The 12,404-nt window shown below is 59.9% G+C and carries 12 protein-coding genes and 1 pseudogene; 4 read left to right on the top strand and 9 right to left on the bottom strand.

The window, feature by feature from the left end:
• Positions 1–6: 6 nt before the first annotated feature.
• The 4 genes from ribD to rpiB all read right to left on the bottom strand — a co-directional run bounded on the left by ribD (position 7) and on the right by rpiB (position 3,641).
• A complete protein-coding gene (gene ribD, locus ACQK2G_RS09040) occupies positions 7–1,077 on the bottom strand; it encodes a bifunctional diaminohydroxyphosphoribosylaminopyrimidine deaminase/5-amino-6-(5-phosphoribosylamino)uracil reductase RibD (RefSeq protein WP_425404700.1) in 1,071 nt (356 codons plus the stop codon).
• Positions 1,064–1,528 (bottom strand): transcriptional regulator NrdR, encoded by a 465-nt coding sequence (gene nrdR / locus ACQK2G_RS09035; protein WP_425404699.1) that lies wholly within the window; start codon positions 1,526–1,528, stop codon positions 1,064–1,066. Before nrdR ends, ribD begins: the two co-directional genes overlap by 14 nt.
• A 246-nt stretch (positions 1,529–1,774) precedes the next feature.
• Positions 1,775–3,079, bottom strand: coding sequence for a serine hydroxymethyltransferase (gene glyA / locus ACQK2G_RS09030; protein WP_425404698.1), 1,305 nt, complete (start codon positions 3,077–3,079; stop codon positions 1,775–1,777).
• 127 nt (positions 3,080–3,206) lie between these two features.
• Positions 3,207–3,641 carry a ribose 5-phosphate isomerase B gene (gene rpiB / locus ACQK2G_RS09025; RefSeq protein WP_425404697.1) on the bottom strand — a complete coding sequence of 145 codons (435 nt, stop codon included), beginning with the start codon at positions 3,639–3,641 and terminating at the stop codon, positions 3,207–3,209.
• A gap of 487 nt (positions 3,642–4,128) precedes the next feature.
• On the opposite strand from rpiB, the gene ACQK2G_RS09020 reads away from it, so the two are divergent.
• Positions 4,129–4,584 (top strand): MucR family transcriptional regulator, encoded by a 456-nt coding sequence (locus tag ACQK2G_RS09020; protein ID WP_425404696.1) that lies wholly within the window; start codon positions 4,129–4,131, stop codon positions 4,582–4,584.
• Positions 4,585–4,735: 151 nt separating this feature from the next.
• Here the strand turns inward: ACQK2G_RS09020 and ACQK2G_RS09015 are convergent, their stop codons facing one another.
• Positions 4,736–5,020, bottom strand: coding sequence for a DUF6898 family protein (locus tag ACQK2G_RS09015; protein ID WP_425404695.1), 285 nt, complete (start codon positions 5,018–5,020; stop codon positions 4,736–4,738).
• A 196-nt stretch (positions 5,021–5,216) separates the two neighbouring features.
• On the opposite strand from ACQK2G_RS09015, the gene ACQK2G_RS09010 reads away from it, so the two are divergent.
• The 3 genes from ACQK2G_RS09010 to ACQK2G_RS09000 all read left to right on the top strand — a co-directional run bounded on the left by ACQK2G_RS09010 (position 5,217) and on the right by ACQK2G_RS09000 (position 8,232).
• Positions 5,217–6,401: an acyl-CoA dehydrogenase gene (locus tag ACQK2G_RS09010; protein ID WP_425404694.1), complete on the top strand. Its 1,185-nt coding sequence runs from the start codon at positions 5,217–5,219 to the stop codon at positions 6,399–6,401.
• A gap of 47 nt (positions 6,402–6,448) precedes the next feature.
• The gene (locus tag ACQK2G_RS09005; protein WP_425404693.1) at positions 6,449–7,411 is read left to right on the top strand and encodes a DMT family transporter; all 963 of its coding nucleotides are present in this window, start codon (positions 6,449–6,451) and stop codon (positions 7,409–7,411) included.
• Positions 7,412–7,560: 149 nt separating this feature from the next.
• Entirely contained in the window at positions 7,561–8,232 is a 672-nt protein-coding gene (locus tag ACQK2G_RS09000) for an MlaC/ttg2D family ABC transporter substrate-binding protein (protein WP_425404692.1), read from the top strand.
• 68 nt (positions 8,233–8,300) lie between these two features.
• Here ACQK2G_RS09000 and ACQK2G_RS08995 read toward each other — a convergent pair whose 3' ends face one another.
• From ACQK2G_RS08995 to ACQK2G_RS08980, 4 genes and pseudogenes are all read right to left on the bottom strand, one after another.
• On the bottom strand, positions 8,301–8,759 hold the full coding sequence (locus ACQK2G_RS08995) for a MarR family winged helix-turn-helix transcriptional regulator (RefSeq protein WP_425404691.1): 459 nt from the start codon (positions 8,757–8,759) through the stop codon (positions 8,301–8,303).
• Positions 8,760–9,069: 310 nt separating this feature from the next.
• Positions 9,070–9,963, bottom strand: a pseudogene (gene mmsB / locus ACQK2G_RS08990) (3-hydroxyisobutyrate dehydrogenase); the annotation flags it as partial.
• A 39-nt stretch (positions 9,964–10,002) separates the two neighbouring features.
• Positions 10,003–11,064, bottom strand: a complete 1,062-nt coding sequence (locus ACQK2G_RS08985; RefSeq protein WP_425404690.1) for an enoyl-CoA hydratase/isomerase family protein — start codon at positions 11,062–11,064, stop codon at positions 10,003–10,005.
• 77 nt (positions 11,065–11,141) lie between these two features.
• On the bottom strand, positions 11,142–12,281 hold the full coding sequence (locus ACQK2G_RS08980) for an acyl-CoA dehydrogenase family protein (RefSeq protein ID WP_425407632.1): 1,140 nt from the start codon (positions 12,279–12,281) through the stop codon (positions 11,142–11,144).
• Between the last annotated feature and the right edge of the window lie 123 nt (positions 12,282–12,404).

The raw sequence follows: 12,404 nt of genomic DNA, 5'->3' as shown, positions 1-12,404 counted from the left end.
CAACCGTCAATTCCTGATGTAGCGCACCATGCTGTCGCAACCGACCGCCTCGATCGAGACGCGCTTGAAACGATGCAACCCCGCCAACTCGGCAGCCCGGGTGTTCCCGACGACCGGAATACCGTCGCCGCCAATTACCATCGGGGCCGATACGCAGATGATTTCATCCACCAGATCGGCGGCGATGAAGGCAGCGGCAACAGTCCCGCCCCCTTCGATGAGCAGACGCGTGATGCCCCGATCGCTCATCGCGGCAAGGATCGCACCGGGGTCGGGCCTCTCGCCGGCCCCGTTCCCCAGGTCCTGATCCGTCCAAGTCGGCGCGTCCTCGCTCAAGATCGCGGCGCCGGGGGGAATACGGTCCTTTCCGTCCAGGACCACACGGACCGGCTGCCTGCCCTCATAACCCGGCAATCGGCAGGTGAGCTGAGGATTGTCGGCCAAAACAGTACCGATCCCGACCAGGATGGCATCGTTTTCCGCGCGCAGCTTGTGGGCGATCTGCCGTGCTTCCGCGCAGGTGATCCATTGGCTTTCGCCACTTGCCAGCGCGATCCGCCCATCCATGGAGATGGCCATTTTCAAGGTGACCCAGGGCCGTCCCTTTCGGAGCCGGCTGAAGAAACCCGCATTGGCATGCCGCGCCTCCTCGGCCATCAGGCCGAGATCGACCTTGATACCGGCCTGACGCAACCGGTCATATCCGCTGCCCGATACCCGCGGGTCCGGATCCTCCAGCGTCCCAACGACGCGCGCGACCCCGGCAGCAACGATCGCTTCCGTGCAGGGAGGTGTCTTCCCATAGTGATTGCAGGGTTCCAGCGTCACATAAAGCGTACCGCCTTGCGCGGCATCCCCCGCCCGTTCCAGCGCGATGGCTTCCGCGTGAGGACGGCCGCCCGGCTGAGTCCAACCACGGCCAACCACCATGCCGTCGGGTCCTACAACAACGCTGCCGACCGCAGGGTTCGGCCAGACATTCCCCAAACCGCGGCGGGACAAGGCCAACGCGGTCCGCATGTGCCGTTTGTCTGTTTCGGAAAAGACCGTCGGGTCGGTCGTGTCAGTCGTCGCCATCCGGCCGCACTTCATTGTCGATGAAGGCGCCGAAATCGCTCACTTCGCGGAAATTCCGGTAGACCGACGCGAAGCGGACATAGGCGACCTGATCCAATTGGTGCAGTGCCTCCATCACCATCTCTCCGATGGTCTCGGCGCGGATTTCGCTTTCGCCGCTACTTTCCAATCGGCGCACGATGGAATTCACGACGCGCTCGACCCGTTCGGGGTCCACATTCCGTTTTCGCAGCGAGGTCCGCATGGAACCGAGCAACTTTTCTCGATCGAAAGCTTCGCGCTGTCCGGTCTTCTTCAACACGGTCAATTCACGCAGTTGGACTCTTTCGAAAGTCGTGAACCGCGCGCCGCAGTTGGTGCACAAACGCCGGCGGCGGATTGCCGCGTGATCCTCGGTCGGACGAGAATCCTTCACCTGCGAGTCGTCGTTGCCGCAAAACGGACAGCGCATGCTTTCACTCCCCGGTACCCAAACGATACCTGTTGCTTGATGTTGGACCGTATTCGCGCGCTTGAGGACGTGTATCGTGAGACCGAATACGCCGCGAACCGATGGTGCCCGAACCGCCCCTATATTGCGACAGCCGACCCCGGTCTTACAACATCTAGCGCGGCAAAACTGCCAACCTCGATCCAAAAAATGACGAGGCCGGCGGAAATCAATCCACCGGCCCCGCCCGTTCGACTCTTTGATGCGTCAATAAAGGTCTTTGTAAATCGGGAACCTTTCGCAGATCGCTTCGACGCGTTGACGGACGCTGTTCTCGACCGCCGAATTATCATCCGGGTTGGCCGCAAGTCCGTCGAGCACTTCGACAATCATCTTTCCGAGCTCGATGAACTCGGCGGTGCCGAGCCCACGCGTGGTCGCAGCCGGGCTGCCGAGGCGCACGCCGGACGTGATGGCGGGTTTCTCCGGGTCGAAGGGAATGCCGTTCTTGTTGCAGGTGATGCCGGCCCGCTCCAGGCTCTTCTCCGCGATGTTGCCGGTCACCTTCTTTGGGCGCAGATCGACCAGCATGACATGCGTGTCGGTTCCGCCCGAGACGATGTCGAGCCCGCCTTCGACCAATGTCTGGGCCAGCGCCTTGGCGTTATCCACCACTTGCTTGCTGTAGGTCTTGAATTCGGGGGTGAGCGCTTCCCCGAACGCGACCGCCTTGGCGGCGATGACATGCATCAGGGGGCCGCCCTGCAGTCCGGGGAATACGGCGGAGTTGATTTTCTTGCCGAGCGCTTCGTCCCGGCTGAGGATCATGCCGCCGCGCGGCCCGCGCAGGGTCTTGTGCGTCGTGGTCGTCGCGACATGGGCGTAGTCCAACGGGTTCGGATGCACGCCGCCCGCGACCAGACCGGCGAAATGCGCCATGTCGACCATGAAAAAGGCACCGACGGAATCCGCGATCTCACGGAAACGCTTGAAATCGATGATCCGCGGATAGGCCGACCCACCCGCGATGATCAGCTTCGGCTTATGCTCCTGCGCCAGACGCTCGACCTGATCGAAGTCGATCAAGGCGTCTTCCTTCCGCACGTCATATTGGATCGCGTTGAACCATTTGCCCGACTGGTTGGGACCGGCACCGTGTGTCAGGTGGCCGCCGCTGGCAAGCGACAGGCCCAGGAACGTATCGCCCGGCTGCAGCAGCGCCATGAACACAGCCTGGTTCGCCTGAGCGCCGGAATGCGGCTGAACATTGGCATAGGAGCAGTCGAACAACTGGCAGGCCCGTTCGATCGCGAGTTGCTCGGCGTCGTCGACATAGACGCAGCCACCATAGTACCGACGGCCGGGATAGCCTTCGGCATATTTGTTGGTCATGACCGACCCCATCGCCTGCATGACCGCACGGCTGACGATGTTTTCCGACGCGATAAGCTCCAGGCCCTCCTGTTGACGACCCAATTCATCCTGGATCGACTTGAAGACCGCCGGATCGGCATCGCTCAAATCACGTCCGAAAAACTGGTCGAGATCCACGGTGGGTCCTGAACTGCTCATCTTCTATCCCTTTTCTCGGACCCGCGCCGCAGGTCCTGTCGTCTCATGCTTTGCTGCAAAGCACGTGGTAAGCGAAGCCATGTCGATACTATCCGGCGAAACCTGGAAATATCGGCGCAGCGGCGAGTTACGACATCTTGGAGACGCGAGGTCCGTGACGGCCGCCGTCGAATTTGGTCTCAAGGAAAGCCCGGAGGCAATCTGCGGCAACTTCCTGCCCCATTGTCCGCTCACCGAGCACGATCACATTGGCATCGTTGTGCTGGCGCGACAGGCGCGCATCGGTCGAATTACGGCACAAGGCGGCGCGGATGTGCCGGTGGCGGTTCGCGGCGATCGAAATCCCGATACCCGTCCCGCAAACCAACACGCCACGACGCGCAGGTCCCGTTTCCAGAGCTGCGGCCAGTTTTTCGGCATAATCCGGATAATCGACCGACTCTTTGCTGTTCGTACCCAGGTCCTGAACCGTGAAGCCCATTCCGCGTAACTGCTCCGCGAGGCTGTTCTTCATCTCCAGGCCGGCATGGTCGCTGGCGATAGCGATCGTCTCGTCCGTCATCCACCCTCCGACCTCGTCCTGGCCGGCCCCTCTCTGCGTCGCGAATTCCACACAAAGCGTTCCCCGTGAAAGCGCAGGCTTTCAAGGAAACCGCGCCGGGTCGATATCACAGGAGACGTATCGAAACCAGCCCCCATTCAGGACAACAAAAGACTAGTTCGAATTGACTATTAGGAAGTAAAAAAGTTGATTCTATTAGTATCCAACCATTTTCAATATTGAATTCCATTTCCCCGAGTGCTTTAGTATTGACGATCTTGAGAATCATCTAGCTGGAGCAGGTATTCGCACCGGTCTGACAGCAGTGTTAAGTCTTCGTTAGGGTTCGGGATTTTATCATTTCTCCCGGTCTCCTGATGGAATTGGGGAAGGACATAAATTGCTTTCAACCGATTCGCAGGTCGACATCAGAAGTGTTCCCAGACGGTTTTGATGGGTACGACGGCGATTACCTGAAGCAAGTTTTGCGATTGAAAGGACTTCTTGCATGAGTGATCTGAAGCGGTCTGCGGCCGATGGCCGGGGGGACGTACTGCGGATGACGTCGGATATCGCGGCGGCTTACCTCGGAAACCACAGCGTTTCCGCGAAGGAAGTCCCTTCCGTGATCAATACGATCTACAAGGCGCTGTGCGACCTGGGGCCCGCCGAGACGCGCCAGCCCAAGCAGCAGGCAACGAAAGCCGCCGTTCCGGTCAAGCGTTCCGTGACGCCGGATTATCTTGTTTGTCTGGAGGACGGCAAGAAGTTGAAGATGCTGAAGCGGCATCTGCGCACCAATTACGACATGACGCCGGAAGAGTATCGCGCAAAATGGGGCCTGCCGCCTGACTATCCGATGGTGGCGCCAAATTATGCAGCGCAACGGTCAGCCTTCGCGAAGAAGATCGGCTTGGGCAAAGGCCCCTCGCCTCGAAAAGGCGACGGACGCGTGGCGATGTAATCGATCCAGGAGTTAAGGCCTGGTCCGGAAGAGACCAAGGCCAGGCGCGAGAGGAGCACGTGCCGGGAAAGGGGCTGTCCAGAAGGACGGCCCCTTTCAGTTCATCCAGCAATTCGAAACCTTAATCACCGAAAAAAGTGGGACAGTCACCTCAGAGATCCCAACCGCTTGGGGTCTCGGACCGTTTGCCGCGGGTCACCGGGCTCTGGCCCCGCGCTGCCCCTTCCTTTTGCGACTGTTTTCGGCGCAGGACGAATTCCAGTTTCTTAACCGCCTCCAGAGACAGGCGTTTCGCGCCGGAACGGGGATCGCCGACGATCGACACTTCCTCCCGCGTTACCGGATCGACAGCGGAGACCTTCACATACGCGCCGCTCGGGACGTATTCGATCAACGCGCCTTCCGGCAACAGATTGGACCGAAACTTGACCGTCATTTTCTACCAGCCTTCCCCGCCTGGGCCCGAATTCGTGGAAGCACTGTTTCGTATAACATGCTCGACTTATTGGGCCCCGAGTCATAAGACATCCGCAATCATACAGACACGGGACCGTTTCGGAACCCGACATCCCGCCGGATGGCCGGAGCGCGGTAGAAGCGGTTAGAACCCCGAACACGTCAGGAGATACGATATGACCGAGATGCGGCCGCGTTTTCAGTGGGAAAACCCCTTCCAGATCGAAGAGCAGTTGAGCGAAGAGGATCGGATGATCCAGGACACGGCCGCTCAGTACTGCCAGGACAAACTGATGCCCCGTGTGCTGGAAGCGAACCGTCATGAGACATTCGATCGTTCCATCTTCACGGAAATGGGCGAACTCGGTCTGCTCGGCATGACGCTTCCGGAAGAATACGGCTGCGCCGGCGTCAGCTACACGGCCTACGGGCTCGCCGCCCGTGAGGTCGAGCGTGTGGACAGCGGCTATCGTTCCGCTTTCTCGGTTCAGTCCTCCCTCGTCATGCATCCGATCTATGCCTATGGGAACGAGGAACAACGCAAGAAATACCTGCCGAAGCTTGCATCCGGCGAATGGGTCGGATGCTTCGGCCTGACCGAACCCGATCATGGCTCCGATCCGGGTTCCATGGTGACCCGCGCCAAGAAGGTCGATGGCGGCTACCGCATTTCCGGCGCCAAGAACTGGATCACCAACTCTCCCATCGCCGATGTCGCTGTCGTATGGGCCAAGACCGAAGACGGCGTCATCCGCGGCTTCGTTCTGGAACGCGGCATGGAAGGGTTCGAGACCCCGAAGATCGAAGGCAAGTTCTCGCTGCGCGCTTCCGTCACCGGTATGATCATGATGGACGAAGTCTTCGTCCCGGAAGAGAACCTGCTGCCGAATGTCGAAGGCCTGAAAGGTCCGTTCGGTTGCCTCAACAACGCCCGCTTCGGGATCGCATTCGGCGCGATCGGCGCGGCGGAGTTCTGCTGGCACGCTGCGCGCGACTATGTGATGGAGCGCAAGCAGTTCGGCCGCCCCCTGGCCGCCACGCAGTTGATGCAGAAGAAGCTCGCCGACATGCAGACGGAGATCTCGCTGGCCCTGCAGGGCTGCCTGCGTGCCGGTCAATTGAAGGACGAAGGCCGCTGTCCGCCGGAGCTGATTTCCCTGTTGAAACGCAATTCCTGCGGCAAGTCCCTGGAAATCGCACGGACCGCCCGCGACATGCACGGCGGGAACGGGGTTTCAGACGAATACCACGTCATCCGTCACGTCATGAACCTGGAGGCGGTCAACACCTATGAGGGCACGCACGATATCCATGCGCTGATCCTCGGCCGTGCGCAAACCGGCCTCCAGGCCTTCATGTAAGGGAGAAAACCGGGCGCGACGGCCGTCCGGAGACAGGCGAACCGGCCATGAAATCGCAAGACGGCGTCGCTGCCGGGTCCTCAGGGCCCGGCAGTTCGGCCTCAGGCGCGCAAGCAGCGCAGGAACAGGGCATTCCCGCCGTGGCATGGCTTCTGTTGCTCGTTTTGGCACTCGCCTGGGGCTCAACCTGGCCGATGATGAAACTGGCCGTGGCGGAAGTGCCGGTATTGAGCTTCCGGTTCATTTCCGTCGTGGCCGGATCGGCGACGCTCTTCCTGGTCGGCTGGATCAAAAACCGGACGATCCTGCCCAAGCGATGGGAATGGCCCACCATCATCCGGATCGGTCTTCTCAACGTCACCTTATGGTACTGCCTGTCCGCCTTGGCGGTGACGACGCTCCCGGCCGGACGCGCCGCGCTTCTGGCTTTCACCACGCCGCTTTGGGCCATGATCATCGAGTTCGCCCTGTACAAGGCACCGCTGACGGTCCGCCGTACCTTCGGGATCGTCCTGGCCCTGCTCGCCATTGGCTTCCTGACATTCGAGGACCTGTTCGCCGCCGAACCGTCCGTCATCGGTATTGCAGCCATCCTGGCGGCGGCCTTCTGTCAGACGTTCGGATCCATTCTTCAACAGCGCGCGGGTTTCGAAAGCCCGGTTTACACGCTGATCCCCTGGCAAATGGTGCTGGGCGGTATCCCGATTCTGATCGCCGCCCCGATCATCGACGGGACGGCCTGGATGGAAACCGTCAGCCTCGAAGCCATGCTGGCTTCCTTTTCCGTGGCGGTCTTCAGCATCTGCGTCGGCGTGGTCTGCTGGTACACGATCCTGAGCAAGACGACGATGACCTTTGCCGCGCTTGGTTCCCTGGTCGTTCCTTTCGCGGCAATCAGCCTCAGTGCGGCACTACTGGGTGAGATGCTGACCGTCACGGACATCGTCGGCCTGGTACTGATCACCGCTGCGATCGGGACCACCATCCGGCGGCGCCGAAGCAACCCGTGAATTCCCTGCAGGTTTGCGTGCCGATCACGAATCCGGGATTCCAACTGGCACTATCCGATCTCCGCCTATAGAAGACAGGTTGGACAAAGGACCGGGATACGGGCGGCACCGCTTTTCCCCAAGCAACGGACACCCAAGACATGGCCCTAATGACGACTATTTCCGCGACAATGCAGCAAACGACGACGACCTTCCGCCTCGGTGCGGTTCTGCCGTTGATTTGCGCCATGCTCGTTTTCGCCTTACCAAGCGGCGGTATCGCCGCAGAGACGACGGACCAAAAGGAGGCGGCCGCGTTCCTGCAGGAACTGGGAGACAATGCGATCGCGGTCCTGGCAAACAAGGACCAACCGCGCGACGAACGCGAAGAAACCGTTCAGGCCTTGCTGCGCGAGAACCTTGAACTTGAAACCATGGGCCGCTTCGTCCTGGGCCCGGAATGGCGCAAGGCCGATGACGCCCAGCGCGCATCCTACCTGGAACTGTTCTCCGAATTCGTCGTACGAACCTATTCGAAGCGGCTTGGCGAATATGGCGGCCAGCAATTCGAAGTCACGGGCACGTCCCAGGCCGGAAAAGCGGATGCCCTGGTGGTGACAGCCATCACCTCGGGCGACGGTTCCCCGCCCGTCAAAGCCGGATGGCGCGTCAAGACCGACCGGGATGGAAAGTTGAAGATCGTGGACGTTATCGTCGAAGGGGTCAGCATGCTGCAGACGCAGCGGTCAGAATTCGACTCCGTCGTGCGGCGCAGCGGCTTGGACGGTCTGATGGCATTGCTCAAGGAAAAGCTGGATCAACTTCCCAAGACAAGCGGATAAGAAAACGCCGTCGACCAGATCGACGGCGCTTATCGTTCGATTTGCCGAAATGATACGGTTTTTCGCCCTTAGCGCGGGGAAGCGTATCCGAATGTGTGCAGCAGGAACCGTTCGAGCCGGGTCAGCACCTGTCCCGTTCCGTCGAGATGGCTGTCGGTGATACCGGTTTCACTCAGCCGGCCCGCTTGAGAGTCGATGATCTTGTTCACCGTCTCATGTACCTCAAGTCCCTTATCCGACAAGCGAACACGGACAGAGCGGCGGTCATGCGAGGACCGTTCCTGGACCAGATAGCCGTTCTCGACCATTTTACGCACGTTGTAGGACACGTTGGAGCCGAGATAGTAGCCGCGATGGGTCAACTCACCCACGGTCAGTTCATCTGTCCCGATATTGTAGAGGATCAGGGCTTGGATGTTGTTGATGTCCCGGATACCCGCCCTGTCGAGCTCTCCCTTGATCACTTCGAGAAATTGCCGATGCAACCGCTCGATCAATCGAATGACATCTAAATAACGCTCCTTCACGGGAAGCCCTCTTACCTATTTGTGTTGACCAAAGTGCATCGCGCCAAAAGCGGTCCGCCCTCCCCTTCCTCAACAGGATTATGGAATTCGCTCCATGAACCTGGGACAAATTTGCCGTTACTTGCGCGAATACACAAGCACCGTGCGGAAATCTCGTCCATTACCGCCCGAAACATACACATTTAGTGCCAAGATCCATTAGTTTCGCGGACTTGGCCGACAGTGTGATCCGAATCGGAGAGCGCGATAACCACCCGGCGCAAGGTCGGGGCATGTCGGACCGGCCGAAAAACGACCAGCCCCGAATGGCTCATCCCTTCAGCATCTTAATGATGCCGGAAAAGTCGACACCCGCCGATCCGCTCTCACAGAACCTCTCATACAGTTCGGCCGCCGCCGCCCCCAGAGGCGTCTGTGCACCGAAGGACTTCGCCGCGTCCTGCGACAGGTTCATGTCCTTCACCATCATCGCCGCGGTGAATCCCGGCGCATAGTCCCGGTTCGCCGGCGAGGTCGGCACAGGTCCTGGGACCGGGCAATAGGTGGTCAACGACCAGCATTGTCCGCTGGCGGTCGACGAGACGTCGAACAGTTTCTGGGCGTCGAGGCCGAGTTTCTCCGCAAGGGCGAAAGCCTCGCAAACCGAAACCATCTGGATCCCGAGCATCATGTTGTTGCAGATCTTCGCCGCCTGGCCGTTCCCGGCGCCGCCGGCGTGAACGATCGTCTTGCCCATGATCTCAAGATACGGCTTTGCCCTGTCGAAAGCCGCATCCGTGCCGCCGCACATGAAGGTCAACGTGCCGGCCGCCGCCCCCATGATACCGCCCGAAACCGGCGCATCGACCATGTCGAATCCTTTGTCGGTCGCGGCCTTGTTCACATCACGCGTGGTCTCGACGTCTATGGTCGAGCAATCGATGAAAAGCGCGCCTTCCTTCCCATGGCCGATCACTTCGCCCTCGTAAACCGCGCGAACATGTTTGCCCGCCGGCAGCATGGTGATCACGACATCGGAGTCGAGCGCCGCCTCCGCTGCGCTGGCCACCGCCGTTGCCCCGTCGGCAACAGCCTTGTCCACCGCTTCCTGGGAAAGGTCGAACGCCTTTACGGTCATTCCAGCCTTGATCAGATTGGCGGCCATCGGCCCGCCCATGTTTCCGACACCGATAAAACCGACTACTGGCATCTTTTCCTCCCGTTGCGACCGGTTCGACCGGCCCGTTTCCGTCTGTTTCGGTTTCTAGAGCTTCAGGTCCTCGTCACCCAACGAGGCGAAATGACGCTCTATCATCTCTTCGGTCACGTCCTCCAATTTGGCGGGCGACCATTTCGGGTTCTTGTCCTTGTCGATCAGCAAGGCGCGGACCCCCTCGAAAAACTCGGTCCCCGCCATGCAGGCCTGCGTCATCCGATACTCCAGGATCATGCAGTCGTTGAAGCTGAGCGGCGCACCTTTCCTTAACTGACGCAGGGTCACCGACGACATCAGGGGCGATTTCTCACGGATGGCCTGCGCGGCCTGAGACGAGAATTCCGTGCCCTCGGCATCCAGCGCCGCGAGAATGTCTGGAAGGCTGTCATGACCGAAACAGCGGTCGATCACGGCCTGGTGCTCCGCCAGGGTCGGTTCACCGGCATGTTTCTGGAACCCACCAATAATATTGCCCGCTATGGCATGAAGATCTTCCCCCAGCCAGTCGGCCGTTGCCAGGGCATCCAGCAAGCCCGGCAGGTTCGCGCTGGGAACGAAGGAATCGTAAACGCCGGCATAAACGACATCCGGCGCCTTCAGCCTGGAATTGGTCAGGGCCAGATAGGTGCCGACCTCCCCTCGCAGTTTCGGGAGGAACCAGGTTCCGCCGACATCCGGAAACAGGCCGATGGTCGTTTCCGGCATGGCGAAAAGTACCTTCTCGCTGACAACGCGATGCGACCCGTGGACCGACATACCAACCCCGCCGCCCATGGAGATGCCATCCACCAGGGGAATATAGGGCTTGGGATAAGTATGGATAAGCGCATTCAGGATGTACTCTTCGCGGAAGAAGTCCTTCCGCAACTGTTCAACCCCATCCCATTCCTTTGCCAAACTCACCACGTCGCCGCCGGCGCAGAAGGCCTTCTCCCCCGCGCCAAGCAGGACAATGGCCTTGATCGCATCGTCGTCCGCCCAGGTCCGAAGTTGTGCGTCGACCAGTCGGATCATGTTCAAGGTCAATGAATTCAAGGCTTTGGGTCGGTTCAAGGTGACGAGCCCCAACGGCCCGCGGGTTTCAAAAAGGACTTCGGCCTCTTCGGTCATAGGATTTCCTTACTCACTCGATTCACGGAACAAGCAGCGGCGTTACGCCGCCACAATGGTCGGGTTTTGCCGGCAGACTACCCCGCCAACTGCTGGCGGGCGATGATCAAACGCATCACTTCGTTTGTGCCTTCCAGGATTTGATGGACGCGCAGATCGCGCAAATAGCGTTCGATGGGATAATCGCGCAGATATCCATAACCGCCGTGCAGCTGCAGCGCCTGGTTACAAATCTCGAAGCCCGCATCGGTCGCGAACCGCTTGGCCATCGCTGCATGCATGGTCGCGGCCGGGTCCTTCTTGTCGACCAGTGTTGCCGCGCGGTGAAGCATCAACCTGGCGGCTTCAAGTTCGGTCGCCATATCGGCAACGCGGAACTGCAATGCCTGAAACTGTGCCAGCGTCTTCCCGAACTGTTTACGTTCGCCCATATAGGCTTTGGTCGCTTCCAATGCGGCACGCGCACCGCCCAGCGAACAGGCGCCGATATTGATCCGGCCGCCGTCCAGCCCCTGCATTGCGATTTTGAACCCTTCGCCCTCGTCACCGATACGGTATGCGACGGGAACACACGCGTCCTCGAAATTGACCATGGCGGTCGGCTGGGAATGCCAACCAAGCTTCTTTTCCTGTGCCCCGAAACTGACGCCCGGCGTGTCGGACGGGATCGCGATACAGGTTATTCCGCCGGGGCCTTCGTCTCCCGTTCGCACCATTGTGACGTAAAGGTCGCTGCGTCCCCCGCCGGAAATAAAGGCCTTGCTGCCATTGATGACGTAATCGTCACCGTCCCGAACGGCGCGCGTCCGCAGACTTGCAGCGTCCGATCCTGCCCCCGGCTCGGTGAGGCAATAGGACGCGAAATGATCCATGGTCATCAGTTTCGGCAGAAAACGCGATCGCTGCTCGTCCCCGCCGAAGCGATCGATCATCCAAGCGGCCATGTTGTGGATGGAGATGTAAGCGGCGGTCGACGGACAGGCGGCCGCCAATTCCTCGAAGATGATCGCCGCATCGAGACGCGTCAGGGCGGACCCGCCATGTTCCTCGGCACAGTAGATCCCGCCAAATCCCAGCGCCGCGGCCTGGCGAAGGGTTTCCTCGGGAAAGATCGAGTTCTCATCCCATTCGGCGGCATGCGGCAGCATCTCGTTCTGCGCGAAGTTGCGTGCCATGTCTTGGAACGCCGTCTGTTCCTCGGACCAGGAGAAATCCATTTCCACCCCTTCACTCTTGTTCTTTGAACCGCAGGACAGAGTCGAACGGTCCGCATTCGTGTTTTGTTGAATAGTAGTCCCTGCCCGCCGGATCAATCTGTTGCCTGGGCATCATTCCAAAGC

Origin of the sequence: Hwanghaeella sp. (assembly GCF_965227365.1) — a bacterium.
In the GTDB taxonomy this organism is placed as follows: domain Bacteria; phylum Pseudomonadota; class Alphaproteobacteria; order UBA8366; family Aestuariispiraceae; genus Hwanghaeella.
This window is presented reverse-complemented; position numbering and strand designations above follow the sequence as displayed.